This is a genomic window from Aminobacter sp. MET-1, from assembly GCF_026521175.1.
Lineage (GTDB): Bacteria > Pseudomonadota > Alphaproteobacteria > Rhizobiales > Rhizobiaceae > Aminobacter.
This window is the reverse complement of record NZ_JAMSHL010000021.1, coordinates 44,169-66,734: the sequence shown is the minus strand read 5'-3', so window position 1 is coordinate 66,734 and position 22,566 is coordinate 44,169. Positions and strand designations below refer to the sequence as shown.

Genomic DNA, 22,566 nt, shown 5'->3' with positions numbered 1-22,566 from the left:
CTTTGGCGATGACACCTCAGGTGTCCATCCCCGACAGACCTTGCTTCCAGCAGCCCCCCTTACCCCTCCCCACAAGGGGAAGGGGGCCGTCAACACTTCGCCTTAGGGACAAAAAGATGCTCTCCAGGCCGGAAATCCTGCTGCAAGTGGCCGAGATCGAGGTGCTGACGCCGCGCGTGTCGACCTATCGGCTGGTGTCGCCCCATGGCGAACGCCTGCCGGCCTGGAGCGCTGGCGCGCATCTGAACTTCCGCCTGCCGAGCGGCCGGACCCGCTGCTATTCGCTGTGCAGCGACCCGGCCAACGCGGCCGAATATTGGGTTGCCGTCCAGCGTGAGGAGAATGGCGAAGGAGGCTCGCTCGAGGTCGCCAAAACCTTCGCGCGCGGCGTGGTGGTACGCGCCGATCCGCCGCGCAACGGGTTCCCACTCGCCGATAATGCTCGCCAACATGTGCTGATCGCCGGCGGCATCGGCATTACGCCCATCATCGCGATGATCCATCATCTCAAGCGCGCCAAGGCGAGCTATTTCGTCCATGTCTGCGCCCGTTCGCTGAAGGAAGTGGCGTTTCGCGAGTTCATCCAGGCCGAGGTCGCGGCGGGGCGCGCTGCTTTGCATCTCGACGGCAACGACCCGGCGCGGCGACCCGACATGGCGGCGCTGGTCGGCGATCCAGATGAGGGCACGCATGTCTATGCCTGCGGCCCGGCAGGCCTGCTCAGGGCATTCGACCGCGCCACCGAAAGCTGGCCGCGCGAGCAGATCCATGTCGAGAGTTTCACACCTGAAGCCAGGCAGACCGAAGGCGATACACCGTTCGACGTGACCATCTCCTCGACCGGCAAGACCATCCACGTGCCTGCCGGTACGACGCTGCTCGCAGCCCTGAAAGCAGCCGGCCACGACATCGCAACCAGCTGCCGGCAGGGCATCTGCGGCTCCTGCATGGTGCCCTACCTCGCCGGCGAACCCGACCACCGCGACCAGGCGCTCACCGACGACGAGCGCCGCGAGTTCCTCACCGTCTGCTGCTCGCGCGCCCGCTCGGCGTGCCTCACCCTCGATCTCTGAACAAGCCGGCAGACGCCCTGCCACATCAAACTTAGCAATACCTCGCGCCACGCGAGGCCAGTATCCGAAAGGCCACCATGTCCAAGCTTCCCTCGCACGCCCGCATCGTCATCGTCGGCGGCGGCGCCATCGGCACCTCCATCGCCTATCACCTCGCCAAGGCGGGTGAGAAGGACGTGCTGCTCATTGAAAAGAACCAGCTGACGGCAGGCTCAACCTGGCATGCCGCTGGCCTGATGGGGCAGCTGCGCAGCAAGGTCAACCTGACCCGGCTGATGCAATACAGCGCCGACCTCTGTGCCAGGATCGGCGCCGAGACCGGCCAGGATGTCGGTTGGAAGAACGTAGGCAGCCTCCGCCTCGCCGCTTCCGACGCGCGCTGGGAAGAACTCAAGCGCGCGCACACCGCCGCCAAGAGCTACGGTTTCGACATGGAGCTGGTCGGCCCCGACGAGGTCAAGCGGCTGTTCCCGCTGGTCGACACCAGGGATTTGCGCGGCGCCACCTGGATCGCCTCCGATGGCCATGTCGACCCCTATTCGCTGACCCATGCCTACGCCAAGGGCGCGCGCACGGGCGGCGTGCGTATCGTCGAAGGCGTCACCGTGACAGGTCTCGCGATCAAGGATCGCCGCATCACCGCAGTGAAGACGGCTGACGGCGATGTCGGCTGCGAGATCGTCGTCAATGCCGCCGGCCTCTGGGCACGCCAGTTGGGCGAGCTCGCCGGCATCGACCTGCCGATCACTGTTGTCGAGCACGAATATTTCGTTACCGAGAAGTCGCCATCCGTGCCCGACGACCTGCCGACGCTGCGCGATCCCGACGCCAACTTTTACGTCAAGCCGGAGCCGGGAGCGATGGCGATCGGCGGCTGGGAAAAGGAGACGCGCGCCGCCTATGGGCTCGGCAAGCTGCCGATGAGCTTTGGCCAGGAACTGTTCCCCGACGATCTCGAACGGATCTCGGAGGTCATCGAGGGTGCTGCCAACCGCATCCCGATCCTCGGCGAACTCGGCGTGCGCGCCGTCGTCAACGGCCCGATCCCGATCTCGGCCGACGGCGAACCGGTCATGGGCCTCGCCGGCGACTTTGAGAACTTCTTCGTCGCCTGCGGCTTCACTTCTGGCATCGCCGCCTCCGGTGGCGCCGGCCGGGCCATGGCCAACTGGATTGTCGAGGGCGACCCGGGCATGGACCTCTGGGCCTTCGACCTGCGCCGCTTCGGCCATCCGCATGGCGGGCTTGCCTATCTCCGCGACAGCGCCATCGAGGCCTATTCGAAATATTACGCCATCGCCTGGCCGGAAGAGGAGCGCTCGGCCTGCCGTCCGTTGCGCCGCTCGCCGCTCTACCAGACCTTGACGGCGCAAGGCGCAGTCAACGGCGTCAAGTTCGGCTGGGAACGGCCGAACTATTTTCTCCATCCCGGCGAAGCCAAGCCGCCGCTCGAAACCTTCGAGCGGGCGCCTTATGCAGAGGTCATCGGCCGTGAGCACAGGATCGTACGCGAAAGCGTGGCACTGGTCGACCAGTCGTCGTTCTCGAAGTTCGAGGTTTCCGGCCCCGGCGCGCTGGCCTATCTGCAGTGGCTGGCGGCGGCCAACCTCGACAAGGGTGACAACGCCGTCATCTACACCCAGTTGCTCAACAGGCGCGGCGGCATCGAGGCCGACCTCACAATCATGCGGCGCGGTGAGCAAAAATTCCATGTCGTCACCGGCTCGGCTTTCGGCACGCGCGATGGCGGCTGGATCCGCCGCCACATGCCGCGCGACGGCTCGGTCGCGGTGCATGACGTGACCGGCACCTATGGCGTCATCAATCTCTGCGGACCGCTGGCGCGCGAGGTGCTGGAAAAGGTCAGCGAGAACGACGTCTCCAACGCGGCCTTCCCCTACATGACCTGCCGCGAGATCCGTGTCGGCTGGGCCCCTGTATTCGCCGCGCGCGTCACCTATGTCGGCGAACTCGGCTGGGAGTTGCATGTGCCGACCGAATACATGGCTTATGTCTACGAGGTTCTGCGGCAGGCCGGTGCTGCGTTCGGCATCGCCGATGTCGGGTACAAGGCTATTTCCAGCCTGCGCATGGAAAAGCGTTACCTTTACTGGGGTGCCGACATCACCCCCGACGACACGCCGCTGGAAGCCGGCCTCGGCTTTGCCGTTGCCATGAAGAAGGGAGATTTCCAGGGCCGCGACGCGCTTGCCGCCCAGAAGGAGCGCGGTGTCAGCCGCAAGCTCGCCTGTTTCCAACTGGCAGATCCGCTGCCCGTCTATGGCGGCGAGGCGATGTCGGTGAACGGCCGCGTCGTCGGCATGACGACCAGCGGCGATTTCGGCCACACGGTCAGCGCTTCGCTCGTCTTCGGCTATCTCAAGGGCGACGACATGGGCCTCAAGGAAATCGAGGTCGAGGCCTTCGGCCGCCGCAGCCGCGCAACCGTCGTCGAGCGCTGCGTCTACGATCCCTCAGGCGAGCGTGTTCGGATATAGCGCTTCGACGCGAAAATCGGGTTCCGGAAGGCGCGTTCATCCAAATGCGAAGATGCCCGCGCCTCCAAATGGAGGCGCAGCGTGTGGCACGATGCGCCGTACGCCACATATTGCAACATTTGCTTGCCAATTTGGCGAAGATGCCGCCAAATTGGCAACATGTCTGACTCGCAGAACCACAAGGCGCTTGCCCCGCGCCGCCATGACGAGATTCTCAGGCGGCTGGCCGCCGATGGGTCGGTCGGCATCACCGAGCTCGCAGCCTTCTTCGACGTCTCGCGCGAGACCATCAGACGCGACATGAAGTTTCTGGCTGAGCGCGGCCAGCTTGACCTTGTCCATGGCGGGGCGACCCTGTTTGAGGCAACCGAGCCCGAACTCAACCTGCGCAGCCAGGAAAATGCCGGCGGCAAGGCGGCGATCGGCCGGGCGGCTGCCGCACTTGTCGAGGACGGCATGGTGGTGTTCCTCGATTCCGGCACCACCACGCTCGCGGTGGCCCATGCGCTGGCAGGCAAGCAGAACCTGACGATCTGCACCACCAGCCTGACGATAGCGCTGCATATGTGCCGCCAGCCGCATGTCCGCGTGCACATGCTGGGCGGTGAGATCGACCCGTCGGAAGAAGCCGCCGTCGGCATCGACGCGCTCGACGCCATCGGCCGCTTCCGCGTCGACGTCGCTTTCCTCGGCGGCGGAGCGCTGTCGCCCGACGGCGAGGTCACCGACTTCACCCGCAACGGCGCCGAGCAGCGCTCGCGCATGGCGGCGACCGCAGCCCGCGCCTATTTCGTGCTCGACAGCTCCAAATTCGGCCGCCTGACGCCGTTGCGCATCCCCCGCTTCGAACTCGCCGCCGGCGTCATCGTCGACGCCGCTCCCCCTGCAGCAATGGTGGAGGCGTTGGAGCGCAAGGGGCCGAAGGTTATTGTCGGGGAATAGTCCGCGGAGCGGCGCACGCTGCCGCCCCGCTGGCCTGCCCACGATCAGGTCAGCTTCCGCCGCCGCTCCAATTCCGCTTCGGTCGGCGTTTCGAACTCGAACGAGCCGGTGACGATATCGCCGTCGCGGACATATTTGTTGACCGTCACGCCCGTGCCTGAAACCTTCGATGACACCAGTTTCAGCGCCGATGGCAGGGCGGCATCGCCGAACAGGCGCTTGCCCTTGCCCAGTACCAGCGGGAAGATCGAGATGTTGAGTTCGTCGACAAGGTCGCTCGCGAGCAGGGTTTTCAGGAAATCGGTGGAGCCCTGTGTCAGCAGGTCAGGCCCCTCCCCTGCCTTCAGCTTGCGTACGGCAGCGACTGCGTCAACGCCGAGCGAGTGGCTGTTCTGCCAGCCGAGCTTCAGCTCGGGATTGCGCGTCGCGACATATTTGTTGATTCGATCGAACAGCGGGCCGATCGGATCGTCGGCATCGATATAGGGCCAATGCGCGGCGAAGATGTCCCAGGTCTTGCGCCCGAGCAAAAGGTCGAATGGCCGGGCAAACATCTCGCCCACCGCCTCAGTCATCGTTTCGTCGAAATAGGGCGCGCCCCAGCCGCCATATCTGAAGCCGCCGATCGGATCCTCTTCCGGTCCGCCCGGCGCCTGCATGATGCCGTCGAGGCTCATGAATGCACCCACCACGATCTTTCTCATGTCTGCTCTCCTTAAACGGCCCTGCCCGGCCCTACGTCTTGAAGACGTTCGGCGGCGACCCGTTCCGACAGCATGGCGGAAAAACTTGCCGGACGCTAAGGCACGGAGGTCTCGCCTCTCGCCCAATCGTAGCACGGCCTTAAGCGAAATGTGATTATTTGTTGCATATTATGTTGCATTTTGTTGCGACAACGATATGGTGACGGCCATAACCTTTGGGAGGTCTTTTCATCATGGCGCAGGAATTCCCGACGCAGGCACGCGTCGTCATCGTCGGCGGCGGCATCATCGGCTGTTCGGTCGCCTATCACCTGACAAAACTCGGCTGGAGCGACGTGGTGCTGCTCGAGCAGGGCCAGCTCAGCGGCGGCACCACCTGGCACGCCGCCGGCCTCGTCGGCCAATTGCGCAGTCACGCCAACATGACCAGCCTGATCAAATATTCGACCCAGCTCTACAGCGAGCTCGAGGCCGAGACCGGACTTGCGACGGGCTGGAAGAATTGTGGCTCGCTGTCTGTGGCGCGCTCAGCCGACCGCATGACCGTGCTGAAGCGTACCGCGGCATCCGCCCGCGCCCAGGGCGTCGACATCGAGGTGATCTCGGCCAGGGAAGCGCAGGAGAAGTGGCCGGTGATGGCCATCGACGACCTCGTCGGCGCTGTCTGGCTGCCGGGCGACGGCAAGGCGAACCCGACAGACCTCACTCAGTCGCTGGCCAAGGGCGCGCGCAACCGCGGCGCCCGCGTCATCGAGCGCGTCCGCGTCACCGGAATCCAGACCAAGGACGGCCGAGCGACGGGTGTTTCGACCGACAAGGGCGACATTGCGGCCGAGATCGTGGTCAACTGTGCCGGACAGTGGGCGCGCAAGGTCGGCGCCATGTGCGGCGTGACCGTGCCGCTGCATTCGGCCGAGCACATGTACATCGTGACAGGCAAGATCGAGGGCGTGCATCCGGACCTGCCGGTGCTGCGTGACCCTGACGGCTACATCTATTTCAAGGAAGAGGTCGGCGGCCTTGTCATGGGCGGCTTCGAACCCGAGGCGAAGCCGTGGGGCATGAACGGCATCCCCGACGACTTCGAGTTCGCGCTTCTGCCCGACGATTGGGATCAGTTCGAAATCCTGATGCAGAACGCGCTGGTGCGCGTGCCGCAACTGGAGACGTCGGAAGTCAAGAAATTCTACAACGGCCCCGAAAGCTTCACCGCCGACAACAACTTCATCCTGGGCGAAGCGCCGGAGCTCCAGAATTTCTATGTCGGCGCCGGCTTCAATTCGATGGGCATCGCCAGTGCCGGCGGCGCCGGCCGGGCGCTGGCCGAGTGGATCGTCAACGGTGCTGCGACCATGGACCTGTGGCCGGTCGACATCAGGCGCTTTGCCGGCTTCAACAACAATCCGCGCTGGCTGCACGACCGCGTCAAGGAAACGCTCGGCCTGCACTATGCCATGCCCTGGCCGAACCGCGAGCTCGACAGCGCCCGCCCCTTCCGCCGCTCGGCACTCTACGACCGCCTCGCCGCCAAGGGTGCCTGCTTCGGCTCCAAGATGGGCTGGGAGCGCGCCAACTGGTTCGCCGCCCCTGGCGAGAAGCCCGAGACGCAATATTCCTTCGGCAGGCAGAACTGGCACGAGGCGGTGAAGCGCGAAATGAAGGCGACCCGCGAGGCAGCCGGCATCTTCGACCAGACCTCGTTCGCCAAGATTCTGATTCAGGGCCGCGATGCGGCCACCGTCCTCAACCGCATCTGTGCTGCCGACATAGACGTCGAGATCGGCCGTTCCATCTATACCGGCCTGCTCAACGAGCGCGGCGGTTATGAGAGCGACCTGACCGTCATGCGCATCGGCCGCGAGAAGTTCCTTATCGTCACCGGTTCGGCCCAGGCCGTGCACGATGCCGACTGGATCTCGAAGAACATCCCCGAGGACGCGCATGTGACGCTGACCGACGTGACTTCGTCCTATGCGGTGCTGGCGCTGATGGGGCCGCGCTCGCGCGACATCCTCGCCAGGCTGACCTCGGTGGATCTCTCCAATTCCGGCTTCCCCTTTGCCACCATCCGCGAGATCGACATCGGCTACGCCACCGCTTTCGCCAACCGCATGACCTATGTCGGCGAACTTGGCTGGGAGCTGATCGTGCCGACCGAATTCGCCGTCGGCGTCTACGAGGCGCTGCATGAGGCCGGGCGCGAGCACGGCCTTACCGACTGCGGCTATTATGCGCTTGAGGCGCTGCGCATCGAAAAGGGCTTCCGGGCCTGGAGCCGCGAGCTGACGCCCGACATCAATCCCTACGAGGCCGGCCTCGCCTTCGCCGTGTCGATGGACAAGCCTGGCGGCTTCATCGGCAAGGAGGCCTTGGTAGAGGCGAAAGCCGAGGGCAAGCTCACCCGCCGCATCGTGCAGTTCACCCTCGACGATGCAGCGCCCATGCTGTGGGGCGGCGAGCTGATCCTGCGCGACGGCAAGCCGGTCGGCGAAGTGCGCTCGGCTGCTTACGGCCACACGCTCGGCCGCTCGGTGGCGCTCGGCCTGCTGCACAACGCAACAGGCGTCGACAAGGACTTCATCGAGAGCGGCCGCTTCGAGATCGATCTTGCCGGCGAACGCCATACGGCGACGGCGCATCTGAAGGCGCCCTACGATCCCAAGTCGGAGCGCGTGAGGACCGACAGCACCGAACTGCGCGAAGCGGCTTGATCGCTGCGCCAGGAAAAAAAGCCCCGGCCAATGCCGGGGCTTTTCAGTTGATCAGGCCGGCTGGACCAGATTGGCCAGCAGGCGGAAGGCGCCGGGAACCAGCTTGTCGAGCTGGTGATGCAACACGAGCGAGGTATGCGTGTGGCGGCCCTTGCCGATCTCGGCCGACAGCAACGAGCCCTTCAGCTTGTCCTCGCCCTTGTCGGCCATCGCCAGCAGCGGCTTGTAGGCCTCGTCCCACTCCGAGGCAAAGTAGAGGCCGCGTTCCTTGTCCCAGTTGGCCCAGTCGTCAGGGCCGATCTTGTTGGGCTTGTTGAGCAGCGGATGTTCCGGCTCAAGCACCTCGACCTCGGAGGCGGCATCGGTGACGCGATAGCGGATCGACGGCGAGCCGATCTTGAGGAACAGCGGCGGCACCGTCTCCGGCTTCCAGCCGTCGCTTGGCCGGTGATAGAGCGTGACCAGATGGCCGCCTGCCTTCACCCACTCGTGCAAAGCGGGCACGGCAGCCACGAGGTCCTTGCGGCGACCGAAGGCGAAGATGCCGACCACGATCGTCTTGAGGTCCTTGTAAGCGCCGCGCTCGACATCGGCAGGCTTCAACTCCACCACCTCGATGCCCAGGCGCTTCATCCACAGGCCGACATTGTCGTTGCCGGCGCTGATGTAGCCGACCTTCAGCCCGGGCAGCTCCGCACCCACCGTCTGCACCGGCACCGACACCTTGGTCGGCACGACCGAACGGCCGATATGCGGATAGGAGAAGGTATTGATGGCATAAGCTTCCTTGCCGAGCAGCTTGGGCTCGATGGCAAAACGCGTCACGCCGGGCGCTGCCGGAGGCTTGAGGTCGAATGTGCGCGACGCCTCAGAGCCATCGCCCTTGGCATCGAGCGTCCAGCCGTCGGGCAGCGCGATCTCTAGGTCGCCGGACTTGGCGTTGGTCACCGTCGCCGTCATTTCCACCGGCGCAAGTGCCTTTGCCGTGTTGAACACCACCGCATCCGGCTTCAGCTCCAACGACGCCTGAGGCAGCACGCGGAGCGCATCCTCCAGGTCGACGTCGATGACCGCCGGCCGGCCGCCAATGTTGACAGTCAGCTGCACAAAGGCGTCGCCATTGCCGCCCAGCGGATCGAACTGCTCGGTCAGTGGGTTGGTGAGCTCGGCGTCCGCCGGCACGGTCAGCTTGTCGTTGTCGACCGCAAGCCCCTTGCGGGCGATCACCTCGGCCGAGGTGATCCCGATCATCTCAGGCGCATCGACCACAGTCTTGATGGTGATGCTGTCGCCGGCCTTGATGTCGCCACTCTCGGTGTAGGCTCGGACATGCACGCCGGCGGCAGTCTGCAGCACAAGGTCGATCTCACGCGTCTTGCGTTCGAGCCTGTGGCCAGCCTGCTCCTGCAGCTCGGCCGGCAGCTGCTTGCGTGCCTCGTCGATGGCCTTGCCGATCTCGATGGCCTTGGCAGTGACCATCACCGGATCACCATAGTCAGCCAGTGCCTCGTCGATGAGCCCCTGGGCGCTGCGCAACGCATCCGCAGCGGAAGCCGGCATGCCATCAAGTTTGGCGATCTCGCCGACCGTGGCGAGCAGTCCGTCGCGGATGTCATTCTCGGTCTTCGCCGGTTCACCCTGGGCGACACGGGCGAGATGCAGCGCCCATTCGGTCTGCGGCTCCTCGCGCCATTTGCCCATGCCCTGCGTCAGGTGGCACGAGCGCGACCACTCACCCATCTGCGGGAAGGTGGCGCCCGAGATCTTGTCGCGCTCAGGCGCCTTGACGGTCAATGTCGTGGGTGGCGGCGGGGTTTCGTCGTCATAGACGCCGCCACCGCCGCCATAGGCCGGCGAATAGATCTTGGGCACGTTCCACGGCTTGAGGCCGGCGGCGATCTGCTCGGGATAGGCCTTGTCGTCGCCTGAGAGCCCGGCGGTGAGGAAGGTCGCGACAACAGCCGCGCGATGCTGGCCGTGCTGGCCGGCCACGTCGAGGAAGCAGTTCATGACGATGTCGGGCTTGTAGTGGCGGAAGGCCCAGGTCATGCGCTCGACCACACGGTCGCGACCCCAGCGGTCGATGGTGTCGTTGGGATCCTTCGAGAAGCCGAAATCGTGGACCGAATCGGAATGGCCGCGGCCGCCGAAGGCGAGCGAAGCATCAAGCGAACGCGAGGCCTCCTCCATTTCGCGGGTGCGCAGCACGCCGAGCACCGAACCGCGTTCGGCGCCGATGCTGTTCTGGCCGCCTTCGCCGCGGGTGATGCAGTAGAGCACCGGCCGGATGCCATAGACGTGGCGAAGCGCTGCCAGCAGGCCGCTCGGCTCGTCGTCGGGATGTGCCCCGGTGGTCATGAAGGTCAGTGTGGAGGTCAGGCGCTCGAGCCTGCGGTGCAGGGTCACGATCGCCGGTTCGAGTTTCTGGCTGGCGATCAGTTCGAGATCGGTGGCAGGCGCAGCATGCGCGGCAGTGCGCATGGCCAGCAGCGCGGGTGGCAGCGACGCAATGAACAGGCGCCGGGTCATCTTGGTCATCAATGTCTCCTCTCGTCATGTCACGGCGTCCTCTCCCGTGGACGCCGCAGCCTGCCCCGAAGGGCCGGCAAGAGCAGACTATGACCTCAGAATAAAATAACTCAAGTAAGTTTATGTAATTGAGCAATCGCTGTTTGAATGCCGAAGCAATGGCCCCCGGGGCGTAAAGGCCACATTTGCGGGTTTCCCAAGGCTCCAAGGCCGCAGAAAAAAGCCCCTCTCGATCCTAGGGATCAGGAGGGGCGTTGGTGACAATCAGGCCTGCGCGAATTTCAGCATGGCGATGCCGGCCAGCACGGCGGCGATGCCGCCGAGCCTGAGCGGAGACAGCTGCTCGCCGAACAGCACGGCCCCCATGATGACAGTGCCGGCAGCACCGATACCCGTCCACACCGCATAGGCAGTGCCGACAGGCAACGCCTCCAGCACCTTGCCGAGCAGGTAGACGAAGGTTGCCAGCAGCAGCACCGAGACGACGGACCAGCCTAGGCGGGTGTAGCCCTCGGCATATTTCATCGACACGGCCCAAGCGACGTCGAGCACCCCGGCTACCACGAGCAGGGTCCAGGCAAGTCCCTGGTTCATGGTCAGGCCGCGAGCTTCATGCCTTCGGCCAGCATCGCCTCCTGCACCTTTGGTCTTGCGCCGACATGGTCCATGTAGGCGCGCAAGCGCGGGAAGGCGGAGAGGTCGACCTTGGCAAAGGCGGACCAGCCGACGATGGTGAAGAGGTAGGCGTCGGCCACGGTGAAGGTGTCGCCCATCAGATAAGGACCATTGCCCAGATGGTTTTCGACATAAGCGAGCCGCTCAGCGATCTTGCCGCGCGCCACCTCCTGGGCCTGCACGCCATATTCGGGATGGAACAGCCAGGGACTGTACATCTTGTGCAGTTCGGAGGCGACGAAGTTCAGCCAGGACTGCAACAGATAACGCTCGCGCGTGCCGGCTGCCGGCGCCAGCTTCGACGCCGGCCGCAGGTCCGCGAGATATTGGACGATCGCAGCTCCTTCGGTCAGCAGCGAGCCATCATCGAGCTCGAGCGCCGGCACATAGCCGTTCAGATTGACCTTGGTGAAGTCGCGGTCGGTGCTGGTGACATGCGGCTTCTTGAAGATATCGACGCGTTCGATGTCGAGCGGGATGCCGGCTTCAAGCGCCACGATGTGGGGCGACAGCGAGCAGGTGCCGGTGGCATAGTAGAGCTTCATGATGTGTCCTCATGGGGTTCTGACCTGACGGTCGTTGCTTCAGGGACAATCTAGCCGTTGCGCAATCGCAATGCTCATTGGCTATTTGCCAACAGCGCTTGCATACTTGCAAGCCTACATCGTGCTAGAACGGCACGCATGGAAGACTGGAACGAACTCAGGCTGGTGCTTGCGGTCGCCCGCGCCGGCAGCCTTACATCGGCAGCTGGCCTGCTCGGCATCGATCACTCGACGGTGTTTCGCCGGCTCAACGCGCTTGAACAGCGGCTGGCGGTGCGCCTGTTCGAGCGCCTTCCCGGCGGCGTCTACCAGTTGACCTCAGCCGGGGAACGCATGGCGGCGGCGGCCGAACGTATGGAAGACGAGGCGCTGGCGCTGGCCCGCGATATCGCCGGCGCCGATGGCCGGCTGTCGGGGCGGCTGCGCGTCACCTCGTCGGAAACGCTCGCCTATTCCAGGCTGACGAAGCACCTGGCCGAGTTCCGGATCGTCCATACTGGCATCTGCGTCGAGCTCGCCATCGAAAACCGCGTGCTCAGCCTGTCGCGGCGCGAGGCCGACGTGGCACTCAGGCCGATCCGGCCCAGGGAAGGCGATCTCTGGGGCCGCAAGCTGGCAGGCGTCGCCTGGACATTTTTTGCCTCGCAAGCCTATCTCGATGCGCATGGCGGCCCGATCCTGGGAACGACGGCGCTCAACCTGCATGCCCTGATCGGCTGGGAGGAGACAGCGGGCGGCATTATGGCCGCCGATTGGCTGGACCGGAATGTCCCGGCCGACAGCGTCGTCTACCGCACCAACAGCCTGGTCAACCAGTCGGTGGCGGCGAAGGCCGGCATCGGGCTGGCGCTGCTGCCCTGCTATCTCGGCGATGGCGAAGCGGGGCTGGTGCGTGCGCTGGCCGAGCCCATCCAGGAGCTCGCCGGTGAACTCTGGATCGTCACCCATCAGGATCTCAAGGGCACGGCCCGCGTCCGCGCCTTCTTCGACGTCGTCGGCGAAGGGTTGGCGCGCGAGCGCGACCTGTTTGAAGGCCGCGCCGGCTAGCTCAGCCTGTGATCAGTGCCTCAGGCCCGGCGCTTCCTGGCCGGTGCGCTCGACATATTCGACATAGCCGCCGCCATAGGTGTGGATGCCTTCGGGCGTCAGCTCCAGCACGCGGTTGGAGAGGGCCGCGAGGAAATGGCGGTCGTGCGAGACGAACAGCATCGTGCCCTCATACTGGGCAAGGGCCGCGATCAGCATTTCCTTGGTGGCGATATCCAGATGGTTGGTCGGCTCGTCGAGCACCAGAAGGTTGGGTGGATCAAACAGCATGATCGCCATCACCAGACGCGCCTTTTCGCCGCCCGACAGCACCCGGCACTTCTTCTCGATCTCGTCGCCGGAGAAGCCGAAGCAGCCAGCCAAGGCGCGCAGCGGCGCCTGTCCTGCCTGCGGAAAGGAATGCTCGAGCTGCTCGAACACGGTCATGTCGCCGTCGAGCAGATCCATGGCGTGCTGGGCGAAATAACCCATCTTGACGCTCGGGCCGCGCGCCACGGTGCCCTGGTCGGGTTCGGAAGCACCGGCAACGAGCTTGAGCAGCGTCGACTTGCCGGCGCCGTTGACGCCCATGATGCACCAGCGCTCGCGCCGGCGAACCTGGAAGTCGAGACCCTCATAGATGGTCTTTGAGCCATAGCTCTTGTGCACGTTCTTGATCGTGACCACGTCCTCGCCCGAGCGAGGCGCCTGCTGGAACTCGAAAGCGACGGTCTGGCGGCGCTTGGGCGGCTCGACGCGGTCGATCTTGTCGAGCTTCTTGACGCGGCTCTGCACCTGGGCCGCGTGCGAGGCACGCGCCTTGAAGCGCTCGATGAACTTGATTTCCTTCGCCAGCATCGCCTGCTGGCGCTCGAACTGCGCCTGCTGCTGTTTGTCGGCAAGCAGTCGCTGCTGTTCGTAGAATTCGTAGTCTCCGGAATAGGTGGTCAGCGAGCCGCCGTCGATCTCGATGATCTTGTTGACGATGCGGTTCATGAAGGCGCGATCGTGCGAAGTCATCAGCAGCGCGCCGTCGTAGCCCTTGAGGAAGGCTTCGAGCCAGATCAGGCTTTCGAGGTCGAGATGGTTGGACGGTTCGTCGAGCAGCATCACGTCGGGCCGCATCAACAGGATGCGAGCGAGCGCCACGCGCATCTTCCAGCCGCCCGACAGCTTGCCGACGTCGCCATCCATCATTTCCTGGGTGAAGCTCAGGCCGTCGAGCACCTCGCGGGCGCGGCCGTCGAGCGAGTAGCCATCCAGTTCCTCGTAGCGCGCCTGCACCTCGCCGTAACGCTCGATGATGGCGTCCATCTCGTCGGCACGGTCGGGGTCGACCATCGCGGCTTCCAGCTCGCGCATTTCGGCGGCAACCTCGCTGACGGGGCCAGCGCCTTCCATGACCTCGGCGACCGCACTGCGACCCGACATCTCGCCCACATCCTGGTTGAAGTAACCGATGGTGATGCCGCGCTCGGTCGAAACCTGGCCCTCGTCGGGCAGTTCCTCGCCGGTGATCATGCGGAACAGCGTCGTCTTGCCGGCGCCGTTGGGTCCGATGAGACCGATCTTCTCCTGTTTCTGCAGGGTGGCCGAAGCCTCGACGAAGAGCAGCCGATGGCTGTTCTGCTTGCTGATGTTTTCGATGCGGATCATGGAAACCAGGGCCTGGGAGGGGATTTTGCGCGGCTTATGGCACGCGGGCGCGCGTAATGCGAGCGGGCAAAGCAGCGCACGAGATTCGATGTCGTGCCGACGGCTTGCCCGCTGGCGGCCGAAACCAATAGTGTCGCTGGCGGAAAGCGAAATGCACGAGGCAACGGAGAGGCAGCCATGTTGTATGCAATCCTGGCGTATCATGCCGAAGGCGTGGTCGAATCCTGGACCGAGGAGGAGGACGCGGCCCTGATGAAGGACCTGCTCGAGGTCAACGACCGCCTCGTCCGTGAAAAACATCTCGGCCCGGCGGCGCGATTGGGGCCGACCGAGCATGCGGTAACGCTGAGGGGAACGGGGCTCGGCCTCATCACCGACGGTCCATTTGCCGAAACCAAGGAGCAGTTGCTTGGTTTCTACGTCGTCGACTATCAAACGATGGATCTGGCTATCGCGGCAGCCCGCGAACTGCGCTCCGCCAACCCGACGGCGGTTTACGAGATCCGGCCGATCTCGCTTTATGTCCCCGGCACCACGATAGCGGGTCAAAGCGGAGATTAATCTGCGCTCGTACGGGGCTGGCAAACGGGGACACTTCAGGTCGATATCGTCGCCGGAATGATGTTCTGATTGAGACGAAACAGGTTCTCAGGATCGAGGCGCGCCTTGAGGCGACGGAGCCGCTCGTATTTGCCTGCTCCATAGGCACCCGGCGCAATCGCCGTGTCGGCCTGTTCGTTAACGTAGTTGGCCTGGATGCTGCGATCCGCCATCTGGTCGGCGGCGGCCCGGCACCAAGCGATACAGCGCTCGTCGTCGGCGGGATCGTCCCAGACCGGTTCGACGATCCAGTAATAGGCGGCCTGCCGGCCCGAATATGCCGTCGTATCCTCCGCCACGTCGGCTACGGCACCGCCAAGCTGAAGCACGTAGATTTCCGAATGCGGCGTGGGCGCGTCGGCAACCTGCCTGAGCATGCAATCCACCGCATGGTCGTCGATGTCGCGCCAGAAGCCGCCCTTCGCATAATAGCGGCGCGACCAGGCAAAATGCTCGTCGTTGCGGCTTTGCAGATCGAGGAACGACATCGCGCCAAGCGTTCCGCGACCTGGGCCAGCGAGCTGGCCGAAAGGTTCGAGCATGGAGCCGGCATGGCCACCTTCGCCCGCCCTGATCGCCGTGACACCCATATCCGACGCGGTAAGCGTGAAGGCAAAGGAGAGTTCCCGGGGCTGCTGTTCTGCCAAGCCGCGAAGGCTCGCAATCGCCCGCCTTGCCTGTCCGACGGGATAGTCCCACTGCCCTGCAGTCAAAGGGCCGAGCCGGGACAGCTTGAACCTGAACCGGGTAACGACGCCAAAATTGCCGCCGCCCCCGCGAATGCCCCAGAACAGTTCCGGATCGCTTGCCGCATCGGTCCACAGCAGGTCGCCTGAAGCGGTCACGATCTCGGCGCCGACCAGCTTGTCGATGGTGAGCCCCAGGGTTCGTCCGAGCCAGCCCATGCCGCCGCCCAGCGTCAGGCCGCCGACGCCGGTATGCGACACGACGCCGGCCGGAACCGCGTAGCCGCTCGGCACAATGGCCCGGTCGAGATCGCCGAGCAGCGCGCCGCCGCCGACATCGACGGTCCCGGCTTCTTCGTTCAAGGACACCGAATTGAGCCGTGACAGATCGAGCAAGAGCCCGTTGTCGCAGGTCGACAGGCCGGGAAAGCTGTGGCCGCCGCAGCGCACGGCAAGGAGCGAACCGCAACCGGCGGCGATGTCGACGGCCTTTCTGATATCGTCGACAGTGGCTGCGTGCAGGATCGCCGACGGCTTGCGGTCGACAATGCCATTCCAGACCCTGCGGGCGCGCTCGTAATCTTGATGGCCTGGAGCGATCGTTGGACCGTCGCATCTTGCGGCGGCAAGCTTGCTCAACAACTGGCCGGACACGGGATCCCCCATTCCCAGGAGCGCAGATATAGCATAGGCGCCTCGCAAGCCAAAATGTCCCGCCCGGCAGGGACGGCATCAGCATTGTACCATCCGGAAGCCTGCGCTAGCCTTCGCCGCAACTGACGGTCGATCCCACGGCATCAAAGCCCATGGACATCTTCTACGGGTTCGGGTTCCTGATACTGTTCATCGTCGCTGCCCTTGGCGGCGTGCTGCTGCGCGTGCGGTTGCATGAGGATCACCTGTCGCAAGGCAACATGGATGCGCTGCGCCTGGTGACGGGCCTGCTCGTCACTTTCACTGCGCTGGTTCTGAGCCTGCAACTGTCGACCGCGAAGCAGGCCTTCGACGCAGCCAACAAGGATCGGTCGCTCTATGCCGCCAGGCTGGCGCGGCTCGACCAGTGCCTGCGCAATTTCGGCACCGAGATGGATCCGGCACGACTGATGCTTCGCCAGTACACCGCAGCCGTCGTCGGCAGCACCTGGACGAACGAGCCGGCGCCCGTCGTCGACGGAATGCCCGATATCCGCAGGATTGCCGCGACAGGCGAGGATCAGGGATTGAAGGCGCTCATGAACGAGGTTGGCCTGATGGTCGACGGGCTGGCGCCGACAGATGCCCTGCACATCAACATGGCCGCGAGATGCCGTACCGACTTTACCCTGGTCCAGGAAAGCCGTTGGGCGGTAATCGAAGATTCGGCCGGGGTGTCCCGCGGCTCGTTCAGCAGCATCGTCAGCTTCTGGCTGGCGCTGGTGTTCTTCAGCTTCGGGCTTCAGATACCCCGTCGCGCGCTTGGCGCCATCGTGCTGGCCGTCGGCGTCGTCGCCGTCGCCAGCGTCATGTTCGTCATCATCGACCTAAACATCCCCTATGGCGGCATGTTCGGTATCACCAGTTCGGCAATGCGCGATGCCCTGGCCGACATGAGCAGGTAGGCCTGGCCTCACCCCGCAGCCATCGACCTGGCGATGTCGAGGAAGACCCGGACAAGCTTGCCGCCGCTGCGCTCGCGCAGGCAGATCAGCGCCTCGTCCATCAGCATTTCAGGTGCGGCGATCGGGATCTGCACCAGCCGGGCGTCCTGGCCGAATTCGGCAGCCGAGACGAAGCCTACACCCGCACCCGACGCCACGATCTCGCGCACCGCCTCACGCCCCTCCGCCTCGATCGCCGGCTTGAACTCGAATCCCTCCTTGGTGGCGAGGTCTTCCAGCTTGGCACGGGTCTTCGACCCGCGCTCGCGCATGACCAGCGGCAGCAGCGACAGCTCGTGCAGCGACAGCGACTTGGCAGAGGCCAGAGGATGGCCGGTCGAGACGAAGGCGACGATTGGCGTCGAGTTGAGCTTGACGATCTCGAAGTCTCGGCCTGTCGGAATTTCGCCGAGCACGCCAATGTCGGCTTCGTAACTGTAGAGGCTGGAGATGACCGTCTCTGTGTTACCGGCGCGTACCGACACCTGGATGCCCGGATACTTCTGGCGGAACTGGCCGAGAATGTGCAGCAGGTGGTGGGCGGCGTCGGCGACGATGCGCAGCGTGCCCGAGCGCAGCGCGCGCGATTCCGACAGAAGCTCCAGCGCTTGCTGCTCGGTGTCGAACATGCGGTGGGTGATTTCGAGCAGCTGCTGGCCCGCAGCCGTCGGCGTCACCTGCTTCTTGTGGCGGTTGAACAGGAGCACGTCGTACTCTTCCTCGAGTTTGCGCACCTGATCGGAAATTGCCGGCTGGGTCAGGAACAGCATCTCGGCGGCGCGCGAAAAGCCGCCACACACCGCGACATAATGAAAAGCCCTGAGCTGTACGTACCGCATGCCTGCTTCCTGACGACAGGTCAGAGTAGCAATAAATTCAAGCGATAGAAATATCGAAACTAACGATTTGATTTATGGCTTGTCATGCCGAGGATAAGGCAGGCGCCACCCTTGCGCGCCGCGCGCTGGGAGGCGATGGCCATGCATCTTCTGTACATCCTGCTGCAGCTGGCGGGCGCCATCATGCTTCTGCTGTGGGCCGTGCGAATGGTGCGCACCGGCGTCGAGCGCGCGCATGGCGCATTGCTGCGCGAGGCGCTGCGTGGCGCGACCAGGGGCCGGGTGCGCGCGGCGGCCGCCGGCACCGTGCTCGCCATCATGTTGCAGAGCGCCACCGCCGTCGCCGTGCTCGCAGCGGGTTTCGCTGCCACAGGCGTGATGAGCGTTTCGGGCGGGCTCGCCGTCATGCTGGGCGCCGATGTCGGCTCCGCACTGGTGGTGCAGGCGCTGTCCTTCGATCTCAGCTGGCTGGTGCCGCTGCTGCTCTTTGCCGGTGCAACGATGTTCCTCAAGGTCGAGGCCCGTATCGTCAAGCAGACCGGACGCACCCTGCTCGGCATCGCCTTCATCCTGATCTCGCTGCGCATGGTCGGCGAAGCGACCGCGCCGATGCGTCACAGCCCGCTGCTGCCGATGGCGATCGATTATCTGCGCGGCGATCCGGTGACGGCTTTCGGCGCTGCAGCCCTGTTCACATGGCTGATCCACTCCAGCGTCGCCTCAGTGCTACTGTTCATGTCGATGGCAGCCCAGGGCGTGCTGCCGGCGGAGGTGGCGCTGCCGATGATCCTTGGCGTCAATCTCGGCGCCGGACTGGTCGCCGTCGGGCTGACACGCGGCCAGGCAATCGAGGCAAGGCGCATTCCTCTGGGCAACCTGATCTTCCGCGCGACTGCAGCGGTGGTCATCCTGATTGGCCTGCAGGCAGCCACCCTGCCCATCTCCTGGTTCGGCACGACGGCCGCACGCCAGGTCGTCAACATGCACCTCGCCTTCAACCTCGCCTTGCTGGTCGCCTGCCTGCCCTTCACGACGGCAATGGAGCGGCTGGCGCGGCTGATCCTGCCGGATGCACCGGCGGGCGAGCAGGCGTTCGACCTGATGTCGCGTCGAGCTAGCGCGCTCGACCGGACAGTCATCAAGATGCCCAGCGTGGCACTTGCCAGCGCCACGCGCGAGGTTCTGCGCATGGCCGAGACGGTGGAAATCATGTTGCGGCCGGTCATGGAGCTGTTCGACAGCGGCGACAAGGCGCGCGTGGCGCAGTTGCGCCAGCTCGACGAGGAGGTCAACCGCGCCCACACCGACATCAAGCTCTACATCGCCGAGGTCAATCGCGGCACGATGAGCCAGGATGAGGCGCGGCGCGGCATCGAACTGACCGACCTTGCCATCAATCTCGAACATGCCGGCGACATCATCGCCAAGAACCTGCTGGTTCTGGCGGAGGAGAAGAGCGACAAGAGGCTGAGCTTCTCAAGAGAAGGCTGGTCGGAGCTGACAGCGCTGCACGACCGGGTACTGGCCAACATGCAGATCGCCATGAACGTGCTGGTGTCGAGCGATCTCGAAGCGGCGCGCCAGCTCGTGGTCGAGAAGGAGCGCATGCGCAAGCTCGAGCGCAACAGCCACGAACGTCACCTCAAGCGCCTGCAGTCGGGTACCGTGCAAAGCATCGAGACCAGTGACATCCATCTCGAAGTGGTGCGCGCGCTGAAGGAGTTCAACTCGCTGCTGGTCTCGGTCGCCTACCCGATCCTGACCCAGAGCGGCGATCTGCTTGAAAGCCGGCTTGCGAAGACAGCCTGAGCGGATTTCGTGACGTCATCAACGCATCATCATTCAAACTTATCATTGGATACGAAATAACGATTGTACATATGGATTAGGGGATTCCAAGGTGAACCATAGGCAATATCAGGATGACGGCGAGGAGACGAAAATGCTGTCCGAACATAAGCTTGCGGCTCAAGCCCCCTTCCCTGCTCCTGCATTGGGCGAGCCCTACCTGCTCACTCCCGGGCCGCTGACCACCTCCTATGCCGTCAAGCAGGCGATGCTGCGTGACTGGGGCTCGTGGGACGGCGACTTCCGGGCGATGACGGCGGAGATGCGCCAGCGGTTGCTCGCCATGCTTGGCGACGCCAACGATGAATTCGACTGCGTGCCGATGCAGGGCTCGGGCAGCTTTGCCGTCGAGGCGATGCTCGGCTCGTTCGTACCGCGTGACGGCAAGGTGCTGGTGCTGGTAAACGGCGCTTATGGCCAGCGCATCGTCCAGACGCTCGGCTATCTCGGCCGCGACCATGTCGCCATCGACAAGGGCGACTACATGCCGCCGCGCGGCGACGAGGTTGCTGCCGCCCTCGACGCCGACCCCACCATCACCCACGTCATCCTGGTTCACTGCGAGACCAGCTCCGGCATCCTCAACCCGGTCGCCGAGATCTCCGAGACCGTCTATGCCAAGGGCCGCAAGTTCCTGGTCGACTCGATGAGCGCCTTCGGCGCCATCCCGCTCAACGTCAGCGAAATCCGCTACGAAGCGATGGTCTCGTCGGCCAACAAATGCATCGAGGGTGTGCCCGGCTTCGGCTTCATCATCGCCCGCAAGAGCGAACTCGAAGCCGCCAAAGGCCGCAGCCATTCGCTCAGCCTCGACGTGCATGCCCAGTGGGCGCACATGAACAAGACCGGCCAGTGGCGCTACACGCCGCCGACGCATGTCGTCGCGGCCTTCCTCGAGGCGCTGCGCCAGCACGAGGCCGAGGGCGGCGTCGCCGGCCGAGGGGCGCGTTACACCCGCAACCGCGACGTGATGGTGGCGGGCATGCGCGAACTCGGCTTCGAAACGCTGCTCAAGGACCGCTGGCTGTCCCCGATCATCGTCACCTTCTTCTGCCCAGCCCACCCGGACTTCGCCTTCGACCGCTTCTACGAACTGATGAAGGAAAAAGGTTTCATCATCTATCCGGGCAAGCTGACCGTGGTGGAGAGTTTCCGCGTCGGCTGCATCGGGCGGATGGACGAACACGTCATGCGCAAGGTGGTCGAGGCCGCCGGCCAGTCGCTGCGCGAAATGGGCGTCGACACCGCTGCTCCCCCCGCCGCCGCCATCGCCGAGCGCGCCAAGCTCGCCGCCTGACGACAAGAAGATTACAAAGGACCTTTCTCCCATGAACAAGATGACCACGATCAACGTCAGCGCCAACGGCCGTACTTATGCGTGGCCGCGCGTGCCGGCGATTGCGATTTGCCTCGACGGCTGCGAGCCGGCTTATCTCGACGAGGCGATCAAGGCAGGCCTGATGCCGAATTTGGTGAAGATCCGCGCCAAGGGCACCGAGCGCACCGCTCACTCGGTCATCCCGAGCTTCACCAACCCCAACAATCTGTCGATCGCCACCGGCCGTCCGCCCGCCGTGCACGGCATCTGCGGCAACTATCTCTACGAGCGTGAGACCGGCAAGGAAGTGATGATGAACGATCCGCGCTTCCTGCGCGCGCCGACCGTCTTCCAGGCCTTCTACAACGCCGGCGCCCGCGTCGCCGTGGTCACCGCCAAGGACAAGCTGCGCGCCCTGCTCGGCAGTGGCCTGAAGTTCGACGAAGGCCGCGCCATCTGCTTCTCTTCGGAGAAGTCCGATGTCTCGACCAAGGCAGAGCACGGCATGGACAACGCGTCCGCCTGGCTCGGCAAGCCAGTGCCTGAGGTCTATTCGGCCGAGTTGTCGGAGTTCGTGTTTGCCGCCGGCGTCAAGCTGCTCAAGGAATTCAAGCCCGATGTGATGTACCTGACCACGACCGACTATGTGCAGCACAAATATGCTCCGGGTGTGCCGCAGGCCAACGCCTTCTACGAGATGTTCGACAAGTATCTCGGCGAACTCGATGCCTTGGGTGCGGCCATCGTGATCACCGCCGACCATGGCATGAAGCCCAAGCACAAGGCCGACGGCACCCCTGACGTCGTCTACGTCCAGGACCTGCTCGACGAATGGCTTGGCAAGGATACAGCCCGCGTCATCCTGCCGATCACCGATCCATATGTCGTTCATCACGGCGCGCTCGGCTCGTTCGCCACGGCCTACCTGCCGGAGGGTGCCGACCATGTCGATATCATGAAGCGCCTGGCCGCCATCGAGGGCATCGACGTCGTCATCGACAACGCCACCGCCTGCGAGCGCTTCGAGCTGCCGTCCGACCGCATCGGCGACATCGTGCTGGTGTCATCGGAGAACAAGACCATCGGCACCAGCGAGCACCGCCACGACCTCGCCGCATTGAACGAGCCGCTCCGTTCGCATGGCGGCCTGACCGAGCAGGCGGTGCCGTTCATCGTCAATCGCAAGCTTGAGACGCTGCCCAACGAGCCGGTTCTGCGCAACTTCGATGCGTTCTATTATGCCGCGCTTGCCGCAGCGCAGGCCTGAGGGAGGACCAAG

Annotated in this window: 17 protein-coding genes; 10 read left to right on the top strand and 7 right to left on the bottom strand. The window is 64.4% G+C overall.

The annotated features are described in order from the left end of the window. The first annotated feature begins 116 nt into the window (after positions 1-116). The 3 genes from NDO48_RS23660 to NDO48_RS23650 all read left to right on the top strand — a co-directional run bounded on the left by NDO48_RS23660 (position 117) and on the right by NDO48_RS23650 (position 4,513). Entirely contained in the window at positions 117-1,073 is a 957-nt protein-coding gene (locus tag NDO48_RS23660; RefSeq protein WP_267322464.1) for a PDR/VanB family oxidoreductase, read from the top strand. 77 nt (positions 1,074-1,150) lie between these two features. Next, positions 1,151-3,571 (top strand): GcvT family protein, encoded by a 2,421-nt coding sequence (locus NDO48_RS23655; protein ID WP_267322463.1) that lies wholly within the window; start codon positions 1,151-1,153, stop codon positions 3,569-3,571. Between the two features lie 159 nt (positions 3,572-3,730). Further along, on the top strand, positions 3,731-4,513 hold the full coding sequence (locus NDO48_RS23650) for a DeoR/GlpR family DNA-binding transcription regulator (protein ID WP_018430984.1): 783 nt from the start codon (positions 3,731-3,733) through the stop codon (positions 4,511-4,513). Positions 4,514-4,557: 44 nt separating this feature from the next. Here the strand turns inward: NDO48_RS23650 and NDO48_RS23645 are convergent, their stop codons facing one another. Then, positions 4,558-5,217, bottom strand: coding sequence for a dihydrofolate reductase family protein (locus tag NDO48_RS23645; protein ID WP_267322462.1), 660 nt, complete (start codon positions 5,215-5,217; stop codon positions 4,558-4,560). A 233-nt stretch (positions 5,218-5,450) separates the two neighbouring features. Between NDO48_RS23645 and NDO48_RS23640 the strand changes: the two genes are divergently transcribed. After that, entirely contained in the window at positions 5,451-7,928 is a 2,478-nt protein-coding gene (locus tag NDO48_RS23640; protein WP_018430982.1) for a GcvT family protein, read from the top strand. 51 nt (positions 7,929-7,979) lie between these two features. On the opposite strand, the gene NDO48_RS23635 is transcribed toward NDO48_RS23640, so the two are convergent. From NDO48_RS23635 to gstA, 3 genes are all read right to left on the bottom strand, one after another. After that, positions 7,980-10,466, bottom strand: a complete 2,487-nt coding sequence (locus tag NDO48_RS23635; protein WP_018430981.1) for a PIG-L family deacetylase — start codon at positions 10,464-10,466, stop codon at positions 7,980-7,982. A gap of 255 nt (positions 10,467-10,721) precedes the next feature. Beyond that, positions 10,722-11,051 (bottom strand): DMT family transporter, encoded by a 330-nt coding sequence (locus NDO48_RS23630; protein ID WP_018430980.1) that lies wholly within the window; start codon positions 11,049-11,051, stop codon positions 10,722-10,724. A gap of 2 nt (positions 11,052-11,053) precedes the next feature. Then, on the bottom strand, positions 11,054-11,677 hold the full coding sequence (gstA, locus tag NDO48_RS23625; protein ID WP_018430979.1) for a glutathione transferase GstA: 624 nt from the start codon (positions 11,675-11,677) through the stop codon (positions 11,054-11,056). 138 nt (positions 11,678-11,815) lie between these two features. Between gstA and NDO48_RS23620 the strand changes: the two genes are divergently transcribed. After that, positions 11,816-12,724, top strand: a complete 909-nt coding sequence (locus NDO48_RS23620; RefSeq protein ID WP_018430978.1) for a LysR family transcriptional regulator — start codon at positions 11,816-11,818, stop codon at positions 12,722-12,724. A 12-nt stretch (positions 12,725-12,736) separates the two neighbouring features. On the opposite strand, the gene NDO48_RS23615 is transcribed toward NDO48_RS23620, so the two are convergent. After that, on the bottom strand, positions 12,737-14,359 hold the full coding sequence (locus tag NDO48_RS23615) for an ABC-F family ATP-binding cassette domain-containing protein (RefSeq protein ID WP_018430977.1): 1,623 nt from the start codon (positions 14,357-14,359) through the stop codon (positions 12,737-12,739). A gap of 177 nt (positions 14,360-14,536) precedes the next feature. Here NDO48_RS23615 and NDO48_RS23610 point away from each other — a divergent pair, with 177 nt between their 5' ends. Then, entirely contained in the window at positions 14,537-14,920 is a 384-nt protein-coding gene (locus tag NDO48_RS23610; RefSeq protein ID WP_018430976.1) for a YciI family protein, read from the top strand. A gap of 35 nt (positions 14,921-14,955) precedes the next feature. On the opposite strand, the gene NDO48_RS23605 is transcribed toward NDO48_RS23610, so the two are convergent. Beyond that, a complete protein-coding gene (locus NDO48_RS23605; protein ID WP_026227807.1) occupies positions 14,956-16,299 on the bottom strand; it encodes an FAD-binding oxidoreductase in 1,344 nt (447 codons plus the stop codon). 152 nt (positions 16,300-16,451) lie between these two features. Between NDO48_RS23605 and NDO48_RS23600 the strand changes: the two genes are divergently transcribed. Further along, entirely contained in the window at positions 16,452-17,243 is a 792-nt protein-coding gene (locus tag NDO48_RS23600) for a DUF4239 domain-containing protein (RefSeq protein WP_018430974.1), read from the top strand. An 8-nt stretch (positions 17,244-17,251) separates the two neighbouring features. On the opposite strand, the gene NDO48_RS23595 is transcribed toward NDO48_RS23600, so the two are convergent. Beyond that, a complete protein-coding gene (locus NDO48_RS23595; protein ID WP_018430973.1) occupies positions 17,252-18,121 on the bottom strand; it encodes a LysR substrate-binding domain-containing protein in 870 nt (289 codons plus the stop codon). A gap of 141 nt (positions 18,122-18,262) precedes the next feature. Between NDO48_RS23595 and NDO48_RS23590 the strand changes: the two genes are divergently transcribed. From NDO48_RS23590 to phnA, 3 genes are all read left to right on the top strand, one after another. Then, positions 18,263-19,930: a Na/Pi cotransporter family protein gene (locus NDO48_RS23590; protein WP_267322461.1), complete on the top strand. Its 1,668-nt coding sequence runs from the start codon at positions 18,263-18,265 to the stop codon at positions 19,928-19,930. A gap of 133 nt (positions 19,931-20,063) precedes the next feature. Further along, positions 20,064-21,266: a 2-aminoethylphosphonate--pyruvate transaminase gene (locus NDO48_RS23585; RefSeq protein WP_026227805.1), complete on the top strand. Its 1,203-nt coding sequence runs from the start codon at positions 20,064-20,066 to the stop codon at positions 21,264-21,266. Between the two features lie 31 nt (positions 21,267-21,297). Then, a complete protein-coding gene (gene phnA, locus NDO48_RS23580; protein WP_018430970.1) occupies positions 21,298-22,554 on the top strand; it encodes a phosphonoacetate hydrolase in 1,257 nt (418 codons plus the stop codon). Positions 22,555-22,566: the final 12 nt, after the last annotated feature.